The organism is Cupriavidus sp. KK10, assembly GCF_018223725.1.
Classification (GTDB): domain Bacteria; phylum Pseudomonadota; class Gammaproteobacteria; order Burkholderiales; family Burkholderiaceae; genus Cupriavidus; species Cupriavidus necator.
In genome coordinates this window covers 3,415,920-3,430,710 of record NZ_CP073677.1, presented here as the reverse complement: position 1 = coordinate 3,430,710, position 14,791 = coordinate 3,415,920, and the positions used below count along the sequence as shown (strand labels likewise).

Here is a 14,791-nt window from a genome sequence, read left to right as displayed (position 1 = left end):
GCGGTCATTCGCCGGTGGCGCCGGACTGCGGCACCAGTTCATGCTGCGGCATGCGGCCGCTGACCAGCCGCCACAGCCCGTGCAGAAGAATCGCCGCCATGCCGACGCTGCATACCAGCAGGCAGGCATAGACCACGCCCAGCGGCACGCCGGTGACGGGGGCACGGTCGTCCATGCCGATCGCCAGCAGCTGCCAGGCGCCGTGCGCCAGCAGCAGGCAGCAGCCCAGCGCGCCTGCATCGGCCAGCAGGCGGCAGGCGCGCTGGCCGTTTTCCCCCAGTCGCGAGACCACCGTGGACATGCCGAGGTGAGCCTTGTCGTGCATCACCAGCAGCGCGCCGGTCAGCGTCAGCCACATGAAGATGAAGCGCGAGGCTTCCTCAGAGAAGGCAATGCCGGAATTGAAGACGTAGCGCAGGACCACGTTGCCGAAGACCAGCACGATCATGGTGGCCATCATGGCGACCATGGCGCCCTGGGCCAGGCGGAGCGTAATGCGGTTCATGATTTGGAGCTCCTGGTTGGACGGGCGTCAGCGCAGGCTCGCTGCGGGCGCCTCGATCCGGTAAAAGCGCATGGCGTTGTCGTGCCACACCGCTTGGGCGGCGGCGTCGGGCAGGCATTCCAGCCCCGCGGCCACGGTGTTGACGATTTCATGCAGCGATGCGCGCAGGCCGGAAACCGGCAGATTGCTGGCGAACATGCAGCGCTGCCAGCCGAAGATTTCCAGCGCCTGCTGGATCACGCCGACATTGCCGGCGCGGTCCCACGCCGCGCCGGGCAGGCCGAACTCGGACAGCTTCAGGTGCACGCCGGGCAGGCTGGACAGCGCCGTGAGTCCGCGGCGCCAGCCGCCCAGGCCGGCTTCCGAGCGGTCCCACGGCAGGCCGGTGTGCTCGACCACCACCGCCAGTCCCGGCACGGCCGCTATCGCCTCCGCGGCTTCCTCAAGGTGCCACCAGGGCACGCGCAGGTCCCACGCCAGACCATGCTCGGCCAGCCGCTGCAGGCCGGACTGCCAGCGCGGATCCTGTAGCGTGCCCGGCTGCCCGCGCACGCTGCCATCGGCGGTGCGGCTGGTGCGCGGCTTGCACCGCACGCTCCGCACCAGCGGGAAGGCCTGGTGCGCGCGCAATTGCGCCGCCAGCGTGTCACTGTTGAAATCGGCATGCGCCACCACTGCATTGGGAAAGCCGTGTCGCGCGTGGACCTGATGCAGCCACGCGGTCTCGGCCATCGACTCGTCGGCATGCCGTTCGGCTTCGACATGCACGCTGGCGGCCAGGTGCAGCCCGTCCCACTGCCGCAGGTAGTCCGACGGATCGAAGTCCTGCCGCAGCGTGGCGTAGTCGCCAAGGAAGAAGGCGGCAGGGTCGTATCCTTCCTGCAGCCAGGGGTAGCGCGCCGTGCCGAGCCGCCACAGGTGGTGGTGGGCGTCGACGATGGCGGTGGGTAGCACCGGCATGGCTCGTCCTCCTACCGCTGGGCGTCCATGGCGCGCAGCACGGCGTCGCCGTTCTTCTGCACGAACAGCTGGCGCGTTTCCTCGCGCACTACCTTGCGGATGCCGGAGTTGTCGGGATGCTCGTTGACCTGCACGCCCTTGGCGCGCAGCGTGGCGATTGCGGCCGCTTCGTTGTCGGCGTTGAGCTTGCGCTGGTAGTTGGCGGCGGCCGCGGCTTCTTCCAGCAGCACCTTCTGGTACTCAGGCTTGAGCGAATCAAACCTGGCCTTATTCATCAGCACCACCAGCGCCGTATAGGCGTGGCGCGTCATCGAGACGTACTTCTGCACCTCGTACATCTTGGCCGACACCATCAGCGTGGGCGGGTTTTCCTGGCCGTCCACCGCACCGGATTCCAACGCGCCGAAGACCTCGGCGAACGGCATCGGCTGCGGGCTCGCACCCAGCAGCTGGAAGGCCTTGATATGCGAAGGGTTGGGCGTGGTGCGGATCTTCAGGCCGCGGATGTCCTCGGCCTTGTTGATGGGCCGTTTGTTGTTACCCAGGCTGCGGAAGCCGATTTCCCAGAAGGCCAGGCCCTTGATGCGGTGCGCGCCCAGCTCGTCGAGCAGCGAGAGGCCCACCGCGCCGTCCAGCACCTTGTAGGCCGACGGGCCATCCTCGAACTGGTAGGGCAGGTCGAGAACGTTCAGGCGCGGCACCAGACCGGTGACAAAGGGATTGCCGGTGGCACCGATGTCGATGGTGCCGCTGCGCACGCCCGTGACCAGCGTGGCGTCGTTGCCGAGCTGGCTGTTGGCAAAGACCTGGATCTCGACACCGCCCTGCGTGCGCTCCTTGACCTTCTTGCTGAAGGCCAGCGCGGCCTGATGCTGCGAATCGGTTTCCGGAACGGTATGGGCAAAGCGCAGCTTGACGGGCGTCTGCGCGGCGGCCACGCCGGCGACGGACAATAGCGCCGCCAGCACGATATGCGGGATAACGTGTTTCATGGTGTCTCCTGGTTTGTCATGCGGCCCGGTCGGGTATGCCGGGCTCTGTGCTGCCCCGTGCGGGGGCGGGTGTTTCGCGCGATCTACAGAGAGGCCTGCAGCATTGCCGTGTAGTCTTCGGCGCTGGCCACGCGCGGGTTGGTCTTGTGGCAATGGTCGGCCAGCGCGTAGTTGATCGCGCGGGTGAACAGGGCAGGGTCCACACCCATCTGCCGCAAGCCTGCCGGCAGGCCCAGGCGCTGGTTCATGTCCGTGATGGCCGCGCCGATGGCGCCGGCGTCGGGCAGGCCCATGGCCTGCGCGATGCGCTCCAGCTTGGCCTCTGCCTGCATCGACGGCGCGTCCGCATTGAAGCGGATCACCGCCGGGAGCAGCACCGCGTTCAGGGTGCCGTGGTGCAGCGTTGGCATCAGCCCGCCGAGCGCATGGCTCAGGCTGTGCACGCAACCCAGGCCTTTCTGGAACGCCAACGCGCCCTGCATCGACGCGCTCATCATCGCCAGCCGTGCGGCACGGTCCTGTGGATCGCGCCGCGCGCGTTCGATATGTAGCCAGGCGCGGCGCAGGCCATCCAGCGCGATGCCGTCGGCCGGCGGGTTGAAGGCCGGCGCCATGAAGGTCTCCAGGCAATGCGCGATGGCATCCATGCCGGTGGCCGCGGTCAGCATCGGCGGCAGGCCCAGGGTCAGCTCGGGATCGCAGATCGCCACGCGCGGCACCAGGTAAGGCGACAGCACGCCCACTTTGCGGCCGTCGTCGAGGATCAGCACCGCGCCGCGGCCGACTTCGCTGCCGGTGCCGGCAGTGGTGGGGATGGCGATCACCGGCGCGGTCGCAGGCGTGATCCGCGCCACGCCGCCTTCGATCGCGGCGAACTGGCGCAGCGGGCCGTCGTGCGTGGCGCACACTGCCACGCCCTTGGCCAGGTCGATGGGCGAGCCGCCGCCCACCGCGATGATGCCGTCGCAGCGGTAGTCGCCATAGAGGCGCACGGCTTCGCGCATGGCGGCTTCGGTCGGGTTGGACGGCGTGCCGTCGTAGATCACGGCTTCGCAGCCAGGGCGCAGCTGCTCCAGCACGCGCTGGACGATGCCCGCGGCCTTGACGCCGGCGTCGGTGACCACCAGCGGGCGCGTGATGCCGATGCGTTCGCATTCCTGGGCCAGCAGCCCGATCGCGCCGAAGTCGATCTGGATCTGGGTGATGTAGTTGATGAGGGCCATCTTGTCTCCGTGCTGTGTGTGGTGTGCCGGGCGCCGCAGGCGGGCCGGCTGCATTGGTGACGAAGTCTAGAAACAAGGCCCGCAGGTAACAACGTGGATTTACTTGAAGGGAGCCCAAGAAAAATTCACAGCAACGAATGCCTAGTTTTTCTTGAAACGGCGCTGAGATTTTCTCGTTTTGCGGCGCGCCACGCGGGCCCTAGACTGGCGCAGACCAGCCGGATTCCGGACCACCGCCCGCACATGCCGGGCCTCCTCCACACCAACGACAACCATGAGACAACCGATCCTGATCGAGCGCGACGCCCAGGTCGCCACCATCACGCTGAATAACCCGGACAAGCTCAATGCCATGGACCTATCCATGTGGCAGGGCCTGACCGAAGCCATTCAGGGCCTGTCTGCCGACGACACGCTGCGCTGCGTGGTGCTGCGCGGCGCCGGCGACAAGGCCTTCGCCGCCGGCGCGGACATCGCCGAGTTCGACACCATGCGCGCCAACGCGGCGCAGGCGCAGCAGTATGGCGAGATCACCAACGCCACCATGCGCGCCATCGCCGAATGCCGGCACCCGACCATCGCGCTGATCCAGGGCGCGTGCGTCGGCGGCGGGCTGGAGATCGCCTCGATGTGCGACCTCCGCATCTGCGGCGAGTCAAGCCGCTTCGGCGTGCCGGTCAACCGGCTCGGACTGGTGATGTCGTATGGCGAACTGGGCGGGCTGGTGGCGCTTGCGGGGCCGGCGACCGCGCTGGAGATCGTGCTGGAAGGCCGCGTGTTCGATGCTGCGGAGGCACTGGAAAAGCGCCTCGTCAACCGAGTGGTGGCGGATGAGGCGGTGCCTGACGAAGCCTACGCGACAGCACGCCGCATTGCCGCCGGCGCGCCGCTGGTGGCGCGCTGGCACAAGCAGTTCGTGCGCCGGTTGTCGGACCCCACGCCGCTGCGTCCGGAAGAGCATGCCGAGTCCTATGTCTGCTTCGATACCGAGGATTTCCGTATCGGCCACCGCGCCTTTATCGACAAGACCCGGCCGCAATTCGTGGGCCGTTGAAAGCACCTTTTTTCCAAGCACCGTGGCACCGTCATTCCCATGCGGCTGCCTCAACCTCAGGTGGTATCCATGAATTTGCCGTTATCGAAAATCAAGGTCCTGGACGTCAGCCAGATCATGGCGGGTCCGTTCTGCTGCATGCTGCTGGGCGACATGGGCGCCGATGTTATCAAGGTCGAAGCGCCGGGTGCCGGCGACCAGACCCGCAAGTCAATGGGTTTCCGGCTCAAGGGCGATGACAGCGGCGGCTTCCTGGCGCTGAACCGTAACAAGCGCAGTGTCGAGATTGACCTGAAGAACCCGGCCGGCCTGGAGGCTTTCTATGAACTGGTGCGCGGCGCCGACGTGCTGGTGGAAAACAACCGCCCGGGCGTGGCCGCTCGTTTGAAGATCGACTATGCGGTGCTGCGCGAGATTAACCCGCGCCTGGTCTACGCGAGCATCTCCGGCTTCGGCCAGACCGGACCGTGGTCGCGACGCCCGGGGCTGGACCTGATCGCGCAGGCCATGTCAGGCGTGATGAGCGTGATGGGCCATCCGGACGCGCCGCCGGTCAAGGCTAGCGTGCCGATCGCCGACCTGGGGGCCGGGCTGTTCACTGCCTATGGCGTCCTGAGCGCGCTGATGGGGCGCGAGCATACCGGACAGGGACAATATGTGGATGCGTCGCTGTTCGAGACGGCGCTGGGGTTGTCGGTATGGGAGTCGGCCGAGTTTTGGGGCACCGGCGCCGTGCCGGTACCGATCGGCAGCGCCAACCGCATGAGTGCGCCGTACCAGGCTGTGCGCGCCGCCGACCGGCACTTTGTCATCGGCGCGGCCAACCCCAAGCTGTGGGCCGCGCTGTGCGAGGTCATCGAGCGGCCCGACCTGCTTGCCGATCCGCGCTTTACCGACAACGCCGCCCGCATCCGCAACCGCGCCGCGCTGATTCCTGAAATTGAGGCAGAATTCGCGCGCAAGCCGGCGGCGGAGTGGGTGGATGCGCTGCTGGCGGCTGGTGTGCCGGCGGCACCGATCTTCACCTACGACGAAGCGCTGGCCAGCGAACAGGCGGTGGCGCGGGACATGGTGCTGGAGATCGATCACCCGGTCGAAGGGCGGGTCAAGGCGCTGGGGTTCCCGGTCAAGCTGAGCGGCACGCCGCAGCAGGTGCGCTATCCGGCGCCGTTGCTGGGCCAGCATACCGATGAGGTGCTGGGCGAGTTCGGCCTGGACGCGGCCACCGTCACGCGGCTGCGTGCGCAGGGGGCGTTCGGCGCACCGGCCCGCGCACAGGAACTGGAACGCGGTGCCGCCTGAGCGCACCGCGGTCATCATCTATACCGATAAAAGACAGGAGACAACCATGACGATGTCACGTTCGCTAATGCGGCGCTGGGCGATGCCGGCGGCCGTGGTACTGGGGCTGCTGGGCGGTACAGCCACGGCGAGTGCGGAAACATACCCTAGCCGGCGCATCGAACTGATTGTGCCGTGGCAGGCAGGCGGCGGGGCGGACGTGGTGGCGCGCGCGCTGTCCGCCGCGGCCGCCAGGCACCTGCCGCAGCCGATCGTCGTCATCAACAAGCCGGGCGCCACCGGCGCGGTAGGCTTGGGCGAAGTGGTTCACGCGAAGCCGGATGGCTACAAGCTGGTGCTGTCGTCCAGCGAGCTGACCTTCCTGAACTACCTCGGGCTGGCCAAGTTCACTTACCAGGACCTGATCCCCGTCGCTCGCCTGAACGCGGACCCGGCCGCCGTGGCGGTACGGGCCGATGCGCCGTGGACCACGATCGAGCAGTTCGTCGCCGATGCGCGCAAGCCGGACGCCAATATCCGCGTGGGTAACGCAGGGCAGGGTTCCGCGTGGCATATGGCAGCCGCCGCGCTGGCGGACAAGACCGGCGCGAAATTCAACCACATTCCCTATGCCGGCGGCGCTCCCGCTACGCTCGCGCTGCTGGGCGGGCATATCGATGCGGTCACGGTCAGTACGGCGGAGGTCTTCACGCATGTGGCCGCGGGCAAGCTCAAGGTGTTGGCGGTGATGGCGGACAAGCGGGTCGGCGGCTTCGAGAACGTGCCAACGCTGAAGGAGCGCAATATCGACCTGTCGATGGGGATCTGGCGCGGCATCTCGGCGCCAAAGGGCACGCCGCCCGAGGTGATTGCGGTACTGAAGACGGCGATTGCGAAATCCGTGCAGGAGCCGGTGATGCGCCAGACGCTGGAGAAGCTGCACTTCAGCACCGACACCTATGCCGATGACGTGACGCTGCAGGCCGCCATGGTGAAGGAGTCGGCGCAGTTCAAGCAGCTCGCCAGCCGCATCAGCGTCAGGGAGTAGGCCCATGCGCGACACACCTGCGGAGAGCGCGGCGCCCGTCGAGCCTTTTATCGATGCACACCAGCATTTCTGGAACCTGGCGCGCAACCCTTACCCGTGGCTGCAGGACGAAACCGTGCCGAACTTCCGCTATGGCGATTACTCGGCGCTGCGCAGGAACTATCTTCCGGAGGATCTTGCCCGTGACACGGCTGGCTGCGCGCCGGTGAAGACGGTGCACGTGGAAGCCGAATGGGCGCGCGCCAATCCTGGCGACGAGACCGCGTGGCTGACGCAGCTCGCCGCGCAGACAGGCCGGCCAACGGTGATTGTCGGCCATGCCCAGCTTGACCGAGGCGATGTCGATGGAGTGCTGGCGGGGCATGCCGCCTACGCCATGATGCGCGGCATCCGCAACAAGCCCGTGACCGCGGCGCGGCGCGAGGACGCGCGGCGCGGCGTGCCGGGCTCGATGGACGATGAGCGCTGGCGGCGAGGCTATGCCTTGCTTGCTCGCCATGGCATGTCCTTCGACCTGCAGGCGCCGTGGTGGAACATGGATCAGGCGGCAGCACTGGCACGGGATTTCCCGGGCACGCAGCTGATCCTGAACCATACCGGGTTGCCGGCTGACCGCAGTGAAGCCGGCCTGGCCGGCTGGCGCGCCGCGATGGCCGAGCTGGCCAGGCAACCCAATGTTGCCGTGAAGATCTCTGGCCTGGGATTGCCGGGCAAGCCGTGGACGCAGGCCGACAACGTGCCCGTGATCCGCGATGCCATCGCCATCTTCGGCACGGAGCGCTGCATGTTCGCCGGCAACTATCCGGTGGACAGCCTCGTGGCGAGCTACGACACCATCGTCGCAGGCTTCCGCGCCGCCATCGCCGTCTATTCACCCGAACAGCAGCGCGCGCTGTGGCACGACAACGCCGCGCGCTTCTATCGCCTGTAGCAGTGCATCACAAGGATCCGCCACCCGCCCGGCTCGCGCTGCGGCGGGCCGGGCGGCTTCGTCCATAAACCTGAAAGGAACCCCTGATGAAGAACGGATTGCAACCGGGCGCGACCTGCGCGCGCACGCTGACAGTCGACCGCCAGCGCACCATAGATTTTCTCGGCGAAAGCCTGCGCATCTACGCCACGCCCGAGCTGGTACGCGACATTGAGCAGACTTGCCTCGACTTCGTGCAAGGCTTTCTCGATGACGGTGAAAGCTCGGTCGGCGCGGAGGTCTCGGTGCAACACACCGGTGCCACGCCGCTGGGCGGCGAGGTGCGCATCCATGCCGAGATCACGGCCGTCGACGGCCGCAGTGTCACATTTAGCGTGACCGCCGACGATGCGGTGGAGCGGGTTTGCAGCGGCACGCATCGCCGCTTCATTGTCGATGTCGAGCGTTTGCGCGCACGCGTGCAGAAGAAGACGGCGTCGATGCCGGCCGTGGCCTGAAGCCGCGCTGTTTGCCTGTCCGGTGCGGCGGGCACGGGCAGCTTGCGGGACGCGCCCCGCAAGCTGCGCTCAGACGGGGGCCGGCTGCTGCTGGTCCGCCGACACTTCCGCGCGGATCCAGTCAGTGAAGCTGCGGATGCGACGATCCTCCAGCCTCTCCTTCGGGAAGACCACGAAGTAAGAGAATTCGACCGGCAGCCGGATCGCTTCGAACAATCGCACCAGCCGGCCTTCGGCCAGGTCCTGCTCGATCCAGTTCTTCTTGACCAGCGCCACGCCCAGGCCATTAAGCGCGGCGTTGATGACCAGGTGGCTTGGCCAGAACGACGGCCCGCGGCTGGCATCGACATCGGTCACGCCGGCGTGCTCAAGCCACATTGCCCAGTCGGGGTTGCTCACGTCCGTATACGTGCTGTCGTCGTGCAGCAGCGTATGGTGCTTCAGGTCGGACGGCGTTTCGAGCGGCAGAGAACCTTGCAGCAGCGCCGGGCTGCACACGGGGATGACTTCGACCGCCATGCAAAGCTCGCAGTGCAGGCCGGGGTAATCGCCGCGGCCATAGCGGATCGCCATGTCGAAATCGTCGCGCTCGAAGTCGATGCGATGGTTCGAGGTGGACACCTTCAGGTCGATATCCGGGTGCGCCTTCATGAAGCGGTCCATGCGCGGGATCAGCCATTTGACCGCGAACGTGGGCGGCATGTTGACCTTCAGCGCGGGGCGGTCCTTGCTATGCAGGCGGTGCGTGGCATCGGCGAGCTGCTTGAAGGCCAGCTGCACGCTGGGCAGGTAGGCGGTGCCGGCGGGTGTCAGGACCAGCGCCTTGGCCTCGCGGATAAACAACTGCACGCCAAGGCTTTCTTCCAGTGCCTTGATCTGGTGGCTGACTGCCGACGGCGTGACGAATAATTCCTCCGCGGCCCGCGTGAAGCTCAGATGCCGGGCAGCCACTTCGAACGCCCTGAGCGGGTTGAGTGGGGGAATCTGTCTCGACATATCGGGGGTACGCAATCCTGTAGACGCCTTGCCGGCATGCGGGGTGCTGTGGCACCGGCAAGCCGCTGCACGATAGCATTCGTGCCGGGCCATGGGAATAGGGCCTGTCCCCATGTAGGTGAATTCACGGCCGCCCCGTTTGCGGCCCGCCGGGCAGCTCGATAAGCCTAGGCCAGCATGACAATGCGCATGTTTAGAGGGAGCGTCAGCCCGCCTCCTGCGGCGTGAGATCGGGTATCTCGCCGCTTGCCGGTACCAACGTCTTGCGAAAGATCTCCACCAGGGGCCTCAGGTTGATCTTGTGCCAGGCCGCCCATAAAGGCGTCCGATAGTTGAGCCACGACAAATCGTGCAGTACCACACCCGCCGGCGCTTGGTGGCGCAGGCTTTGCTGGATCGTGGTGACGCCGAGTCCCGCGGCGACCAGGCCAAGGGCCGCCAGCGGTTCCGTGGCCTCCATCGTTATCGTCGGCGTGAAGCCGGCCTTCGCACAAGCCGCGATGAACGTGTCATGCCGTAGCGCGCTTTCCCTGTGCATGACACCGATCCACTTCTGCGCAGCGAGATCTTCCCGGGTGATCCGTTGCGCCACTGCCAGCGGATGCCCCTCGGGCAGCGCCAGCAGCATCGGATCATTGAGCACCTGGGCAGCCTCGAGGTCTGTATCGTCAGGTGGCGGCGGCTCGCAGACGAGTGCGATGTCGAGGCTGCGCTGGCGCAGCCCCTCCAGTTGAACGTCCGACTGCTGGTTGTACAGCGCGATATGCACCGCAGGCCGGCTGTCGCGCAGTTCGCGCAAGGCATTCGGCAGCACGCCCGAATGCATCGCATATTCCAGGTAGCCGATGCACAGCCCGCCTTCGTCGCCGCGGCCAAGCCGTCGCGCCAGCGATTCGAGCCGGTTGGCATGCGTCAGGAATGCGCGGGTCTCGGCCAGGAACGTGCGGCCGTCGCGGGTCAGGCGGATTCGTTGCTGCGAGCGCTCGAACAGCGTCACCCCGAGTTTCTCTTCAAGCTGGGCGATCTGCCGGCTAAGTGGCGATTGGGAGATATGCAGCCGCTCGGCGGCACGTCCGACGTGCTCATCCTCGGCGACGGCCACGAAATAATGAAGTTGGCGGATATCTAACATTTAAGACCTTTTGGGACTCAAGTTCGGCAAATTCTGTCTTGGACAGACTTAATTGGCAACCCTAGACTGCCTTCACCCCAAACATATTTTGCAATTGGAGCAGTCATGGACATCAAGGACAAACTGGCCGGCAGCCTGCTCGGGTTTGGTACGGCGCCACTGGGCAACATGTTCCGCGACATCCTGGAAGCGGAAGCGCAGGCCACCGTGGACGCGGCCTGGGCGCAAGGCGTGCGCTACTACGACACGGCGCCGTTCTATGGCGCGGGCCTGGCCGAAATCCGGCTGGGTGAGGCGCTGTCCCGACACAAGCGCGACGAATTCGTGCTCAGCACCAAGGTCGGCCGCCTGATCCTGGACGAAGTCGAGGACGCCAGTGCGCGGGCCTTGGGCGAAAAAAGCGGACTGTTTGCGGCTGGCCGCCCGAACAAGCTCGTCGTCGACTACACGGCCGACGGCACGCTGCGCTCCATCGAGGACAGCCTCAAGCGGATGAAGACCGACCGCTTCGATTTTGTGTGGGTCCACGACATTGCCCAGGACTTCTATGGCGATGAATGGCTGTCGTACTTTGAGACCGCGCGCAAGGGTGCCTTCCGCGTGCTGACCCGCCTGCGCGAGGAGGGCGTGATCGAGGCCTGGGGCCTGGGCGTGAACCGCGTCGAGCCGATCGAACTGACGCTGGATCTCGCCGAAGCGCAGCCGGACGGATTCCTGCTCGCGGGCCGATATTCGCTGCTCGACCACGAGCGCGCGTTGCAGCGCCTGATGCCGAAGGCGGCGGAACGCAAGACCGGGATTGTCGTCGGTGGTCCGTACAGTTCCGGCATCCTGGCCGGAGGCGCGCACTTCGAATACCAGAAGGCGCCGCCCGAGATCATCGCCAGGGTAGAGCGCATCAAAGCGGTCGCGCAGCGCCACGGCGTCAGCATCAAGGCGGCGGCCCTGCAGTTCGTGCTGGCGAACCCGGTGGTGGCGGCCGTGATCCCGGGCGCGAGCCGGCCGGAGCGCATCGCCGAGGACGTGGCCGCGCTGAAGGAAGTCATTCCCGCCGATTTCTGGCGCGAACTGCGTGAGCAGCACCTGGTGGCCGCGAACGCGCCGCTGCCGGTCGATCGCGTCTGATACGGACCGGTGCCACTAGCTCTCGAACGGCTTCTGGCCGAGCACCTTGACCACATATTCGACGAAGCAGGTGATGCGGGACGCCAACGCGGTGTTGCGATAGTAGACCGCGTTGATCGACTGGCGCACATCGAGGGTCTGTTTCGCAAACAGTTGCACCAGTCGCCCGTCCTGCCGATCGTCGCGCGTCATGAAGTCCGACAGGCAGACAATGCCCTGGCCGTTCAGGGCCAGGCTCCTGAGGGTCTCGCCGCTGGACGAGGCGATGGTTGGCTTGATATGCATCACGCTGCCGTCGTCGTCGCGCAGCGGCCAGTCGTTCAGCGATTCCGGCTGGGTGAAGCCCAGCAGCGCATGCTGCGCGAGCTGCGCCGGTTTGGTGGGCGTGCCGTGGCGCTTCAGGTAGTCGGGACTGGCAAGGATGCGGATTCGGCTGGTGCCGATGGGGCGCGCGTGCAGCGTGGAGTCCTTTAGCTGGCCGATGCGGAACGCCACATCGGTCCGCTTTTCGATCAGGTCGATGATGCCTTCGTTCGAGTTGAGTTCCAGTTCCACTTCCGGGTAGCTGGCGCAAAAGCCCTCCAGTAGCGGCACGATCACATGCAGCATGAACGGCGTTGCCGCATCCACCCGCAAGCGCCCAACCGGCCGCATGCGACGCGCCGCGATCTGCTCTTCCGCCTCGTCGACCATCGCCACGATTGCGCGGGCGTGTTCCAGGAATGCCGCCCCTTCCTCGGTCAACTCCAGCCGCCGCGTGGTTCGCCGCAGAAGCGTGGTCTGCAGCTTCTCCTCCAGCCGGCCCAGGGTGCGGCTGGTGGCGGAGACCGTCAGCTTGAGCTGCTCGGCGGCCGCCGTGATCGAGCCGGTGTCCACCACGGCAGCAAAGGCCAGCAGTTCGTCTATGGTCGTCTTCATTGTTGATTTAAAATCAAATGAATTTCCCTTATACACGGCTTTATCCGCAAAGGTAAGGGCGGCAAACTGCGTGCATTCGAATTTCCTTCATAGGAGTTGCACCATGAGCATTCCTTCGTTTGGCGTTGGTACTTTCCGCCTGACCGGCCAGGCCGTGATCGATTCGGTGCGCAACGCGCTGGACCTGGGCTATCGCGCCGTCGATACGGCACAGATCTATGGCAACGAGGCCGACGTCGGCCAGGCGATCGCCGAGGCCGGTGTGAAGCGCGATGAACTGTTTGTGACCACCAAGATCTGGACGGCGAACTACGCCGCCGACAAGCTTGTGCCAAGCCTGCGCGAAAGCCTGGACAAGCTGCGCACCGACTACGTCGACCTGACCCTGATCCACTGGCCGGCGCCGGGCAATGGCGTGGAACTGCCCGAGTACATGGCGGCGCTGGCCGAAGCCAAGGCGCTGGGCCTGACGCGGCAGATCGGTGTTTCCAACTTCAATATCGCGCTGACGAAGCAGGCGATCGATGCGGTTGGCAAGGGCGAAATCGCCACCAACCAGATCGAACTGAGCCCCTATCTGCAGAACCACAAGCTCACCGCGTTCCTGCAGGAGCAGGGCATCGCCGTGACGTCGTACATGACGCTGGCCTATGGCAAGGTGCTGAAGGACCCGGTGCTGGCGCAGATCGCGAACAAGCACCACGCCACCGTCGCGCAGGTTGCGCTGGCATGGGCGCAGCAACTCGGCTATGCGGTGATTCCGTCGTCGACCCAGCGCGAGAACCTGGCCAGCAACCTGCTGGCGCGCGACCTGAAGCTCGACGCCGACGACATGGCGCAGATCGCCGCGCTGGAGCGCAACGGCCGCGAGGTCAGCCCCGAGGGCCTGGCCCCGGCCTGGGACTGAGGAGGCCATGATGCCCGATACACGCAATCCGCTGTTCCAGCCGCATTCGCTGGGTGCCCTCACGCTGCCCAACCGCATCGTGATGCCGCCGATGACGCGCTCGCGCGCAGGCCAGCCTGACGACGTGCCGAACGAACTGATGGCCGAGTACTACGCGCAACGCGCCAGTGCCGGCCTGATCGTCAGCGAGGGCACCTGGATTTCGCCGCTCGGCAAGGGCTATGCGTGGACGCCCGGCATCCACACGCCGGCGCAGGTCGCCGGTTGGCGCAAGGTCACCACTGCCGTGCATGAAGCGGGCGGGCGCATCTTCGCGCAGCTCTGGCACGTGGGCCGCCTGAGCCATATCAGTCTGCTCGATGGCCACGCGCCGGTGTCGTCGTCCGCCATCCAGGCGCACGGTGTGAACGTGTTCGTTGCCGAACAGGATGGCAAGCCGGGCTTCGTGCAGGCATCCCAGCCGCGCGCGCTCAAGGTGGAAGAGATCCACGCCATCGTCGACGAATTCCGCCAGGCCGCGCGCAACGCGATGGCGGCTGGCTTCGACGGTGTGGAACTGCACGCGGCCAACGGTTATCTGGTCAACCAGTTCATCGACTCGGAAGCCAACAACCGTACCGACGTATATGGCGGCCCGCTCGAAAACCGCCTGCGTTTCCTGGGCGAGGTGACGCAGGCGCTGATCGAGGGCACGGGGAGCAAGGACCGGGTTGGTATCCGCCTGGCGCCGCTGACCACGCTCAATGGCTGCGTCGACGCCGATCCGGAAACCACCTATGCTGCCGCGGCAAAGCTGCTCGGCGAGCTGGGCGTGGGCTACATCCATATCGCCGAGGCCGACTGGGACGATGCACCGCATATGCCCGCCGCATTCAAGCAGCGGCTGCGCGAGGTGTATCGGGGCACGCTGATCTACGCCGGCAAGTACACCGCGGAACGTGCGCAAGCCGCGCTGAACGAGGGATGGGCCGATCTGATTGCCTTCGGCCGGCCGTTCGTTGCCAACCCCGACCTGCCGGAGCGCCTGCGCGCTGGCGCGACGCTCAACCCCCACGACCGCGACACGCTGTTTGGTGGTGGCGCACGCGGGCTGACCGACTATCCCGCACTGGCCGCCAAGGCGGCCTGAGTGGAAATCAGGAGATTCAGAATGAAAACACTGGCGAAAATCTCCCTGGCGGCGACCCTGCCGTTCGCCATGCAGGTCAACATCAATCCGGTA

Annotated in this window: 15 protein-coding genes; 8 read left to right on the top strand and 7 right to left on the bottom strand. The window is 66.1% G+C overall.

The genetic code is table 11. The annotated features are described in order from the left end of the window. Positions 1 to 4: 4 nt before the first annotated feature. The 4 genes from KB879_RS16115 to KB879_RS16100 all read right to left on the bottom strand — a co-directional run bounded on the left by KB879_RS16115 (position 5) and on the right by KB879_RS16100 (position 3,680). Positions 5 to 505, bottom strand: a complete 501-nt coding sequence (locus KB879_RS16115; protein ID WP_211979414.1) for a TRAP transporter small permease — start codon at positions 503 to 505, stop codon at positions 5 to 7. A 27-nt stretch (positions 506 to 532) separates the two neighbouring features. Continuing rightward, positions 533 to 1,465: an amidohydrolase gene (locus tag KB879_RS16110; RefSeq protein WP_114133179.1), complete on the bottom strand. Its 933-nt coding sequence runs from the start codon at positions 1,463 to 1,465 to the stop codon at positions 533 to 535. Between the two features lie 11 nt (positions 1,466 to 1,476). Then, entirely contained in the window at positions 1,477 to 2,457 is a 981-nt protein-coding gene (locus KB879_RS16105) for a DctP family TRAP transporter solute-binding subunit (protein WP_211979413.1), read from the bottom strand. A gap of 83 nt (positions 2,458 to 2,540) precedes the next feature. Next, a complete protein-coding gene (locus tag KB879_RS16100) occupies positions 2,541 to 3,680 on the bottom strand; it encodes an iron-containing alcohol dehydrogenase (protein ID WP_211979412.1) in 1,140 nt (379 codons plus the stop codon). A 274-nt stretch (positions 3,681 to 3,954) separates the two neighbouring features. Between KB879_RS16100 and KB879_RS16095 the strand changes: the two genes are divergently transcribed. The 5 genes from KB879_RS16095 to KB879_RS16075 all read left to right on the top strand — a co-directional run bounded on the left by KB879_RS16095 (position 3,955) and on the right by KB879_RS16075 (position 8,491). Beyond that, a complete protein-coding gene (locus KB879_RS16095; RefSeq protein WP_013953766.1) occupies positions 3,955 to 4,734 on the top strand; it encodes an enoyl-CoA hydratase-related protein in 780 nt (259 codons plus the stop codon). 69 nt (positions 4,735 to 4,803) lie between these two features. Next, a complete protein-coding gene (locus KB879_RS16090; RefSeq protein WP_013953765.1) occupies positions 4,804 to 6,036 on the top strand; it encodes a CaiB/BaiF CoA-transferase family protein in 1,233 nt (410 codons plus the stop codon). Between the two features lie 46 nt (positions 6,037 to 6,082). Beyond that, positions 6,083 to 7,063 carry a tripartite tricarboxylate transporter substrate binding protein gene (locus tag KB879_RS16085; RefSeq protein WP_013953764.1) on the top strand — a complete coding sequence of 327 codons (981 nt, stop codon included), beginning with the start codon at positions 6,083 to 6,085 and terminating at the stop codon, positions 7,061 to 7,063. A gap of 4 nt (positions 7,064 to 7,067) precedes the next feature. Further along, complete coding sequence (locus KB879_RS16080; protein WP_211979411.1) at positions 7,068 to 7,994, top strand: amidohydrolase; 927 nt, start codon at positions 7,068 to 7,070, stop codon at positions 7,992 to 7,994. An 86-nt stretch (positions 7,995 to 8,080) separates the two neighbouring features. Continuing rightward, a complete protein-coding gene (locus KB879_RS16075; RefSeq protein WP_013953762.1) occupies positions 8,081 to 8,491 on the top strand; it encodes a thioesterase family protein in 411 nt (136 codons plus the stop codon). 69 nt (positions 8,492 to 8,560) lie between these two features. Here the strand turns inward: KB879_RS16075 and KB879_RS16070 are convergent, their stop codons facing one another. Both KB879_RS16070 and KB879_RS16065 read right to left on the bottom strand, forming a co-directional pair. Beyond that, on the bottom strand, positions 8,561 to 9,487 hold the full coding sequence (locus tag KB879_RS16070) for a transcriptional regulator GcvA (RefSeq protein ID WP_041228714.1): 927 nt from the start codon (positions 9,485 to 9,487) through the stop codon (positions 8,561 to 8,563). A gap of 205 nt (positions 9,488 to 9,692) precedes the next feature. Then, positions 9,693 to 10,619: a LysR family transcriptional regulator gene (locus KB879_RS16065; RefSeq protein ID WP_211979410.1), complete on the bottom strand. Its 927-nt coding sequence runs from the start codon at positions 10,617 to 10,619 to the stop codon at positions 9,693 to 9,695. Between the two features lie 105 nt (positions 10,620 to 10,724). Between KB879_RS16065 and KB879_RS16060 the strand changes: the two genes are divergently transcribed. Then, on the top strand, positions 10,725 to 11,744 hold the full coding sequence (locus KB879_RS16060; RefSeq protein ID WP_211979409.1) for an aldo/keto reductase: 1,020 nt from the start codon (positions 10,725 to 10,727) through the stop codon (positions 11,742 to 11,744). A gap of 15 nt (positions 11,745 to 11,759) precedes the next feature. Here the strand turns inward: KB879_RS16060 and KB879_RS16055 are convergent, their stop codons facing one another. Then, positions 11,760 to 12,662 (bottom strand): LysR family transcriptional regulator, encoded by a 903-nt coding sequence (locus KB879_RS16055; protein ID WP_013953758.1) that lies wholly within the window; start codon positions 12,660 to 12,662, stop codon positions 11,760 to 11,762. Positions 12,663 to 12,765: 103 nt separating this feature from the next. Here KB879_RS16055 and dkgB point away from each other — a divergent pair, with 103 nt between their 5' ends. Together dkgB and KB879_RS16045 are read left to right on the top strand one after the other, a co-directional pair. Then, positions 12,766 to 13,569: a 2,5-didehydrogluconate reductase DkgB gene (gene dkgB, locus KB879_RS16050; protein ID WP_013953757.1), complete on the top strand. Its 804-nt coding sequence runs from the start codon at positions 12,766 to 12,768 to the stop codon at positions 13,567 to 13,569. Positions 13,570 to 13,576: 7 nt separating this feature from the next. Continuing rightward, positions 13,577 to 14,698 (top strand): alkene reductase, encoded by a 1,122-nt coding sequence (locus KB879_RS16045; protein WP_148271680.1) that lies wholly within the window; start codon positions 13,577 to 13,579, stop codon positions 14,696 to 14,698. The last annotated feature ends 93 nt before the right edge of the window (positions 14,699 to 14,791 follow it).

What these genes read in the sequence shown, in the direction of transcription:
- KB879_RS16100 (WP_211979412.1), bottom strand. Translation starts at nt 3,680, where the DNA reads ATGGCCCTCATCAACTACATCACCCAGATCCAGATCGACTTCGGCGCG.
- KB879_RS16065 (WP_211979410.1), bottom strand. Translation starts at nt 10,619, where the DNA reads ATGTTAGATATCCGCCAACTTCATTATTTCGTGGCCGTCGCCGAGGAT.
- KB879_RS16105 (WP_211979413.1), bottom strand. Translation starts at nt 2,457, where the DNA reads ATGAAACACGTTATCCCGCATATCGTGCTGGCGGCGCTATTGTCCGTC.
- KB879_RS16075 (WP_013953762.1), top strand. Translation starts at nt 8,081, where the DNA reads ATGAAGAACGGATTGCAACCGGGCGCGACCTGCGCGCGCACGCTGACA.
- KB879_RS16080 (WP_211979411.1), top strand. Translation starts at nt 7,068, where the DNA reads ATGCGCGACACACCTGCGGAGAGCGCGGCGCCCGTCGAGCCTTTTATC.
- KB879_RS16085 (WP_013953764.1), top strand. Translation starts at nt 6,083, where the DNA reads ATGACGATGTCACGTTCGCTAATGCGGCGCTGGGCGATGCCGGCGGCC.
- KB879_RS16070 (WP_041228714.1), bottom strand. Translation starts at nt 9,487, where the DNA reads ATGTCGAGACAGATTCCCCCACTCAACCCGCTCAGGGCGTTCGAAGTG.
- KB879_RS16055 (WP_013953758.1), bottom strand. Translation starts at nt 12,662, where the DNA reads ATGAAGACGACCATAGACGAACTGCTGGCCTTTGCTGCCGTGGTGGAC.
- KB879_RS16095 (WP_013953766.1), top strand. Translation starts at nt 3,955, where the DNA reads ATGAGACAACCGATCCTGATCGAGCGCGACGCCCAGGTCGCCACCATC.
- KB879_RS16110 (WP_114133179.1), bottom strand. Translation starts at nt 1,465, where the DNA reads ATGCCGGTGCTACCCACCGCCATCGTCGACGCCCACCACCACCTGTGG.
- dkgB (WP_013953757.1), top strand. Translation starts at nt 12,766, where the DNA reads ATGAGCATTCCTTCGTTTGGCGTTGGTACTTTCCGCCTGACCGGCCAG.
- KB879_RS16060 (WP_211979409.1), top strand. Translation starts at nt 10,725, where the DNA reads ATGGACATCAAGGACAAACTGGCCGGCAGCCTGCTCGGGTTTGGTACG.
- KB879_RS16115 (WP_211979414.1), bottom strand. Translation starts at nt 505, where the DNA reads ATGAACCGCATTACGCTCCGCCTGGCCCAGGGCGCCATGGTCGCCATG.
- KB879_RS16090 (WP_013953765.1), top strand. Translation starts at nt 4,804, where the DNA reads ATGAATTTGCCGTTATCGAAAATCAAGGTCCTGGACGTCAGCCAGATC.
- KB879_RS16045 (WP_148271680.1), top strand. Translation starts at nt 13,577, where the DNA reads ATGATGCCCGATACACGCAATCCGCTGTTCCAGCCGCATTCGCTGGGT.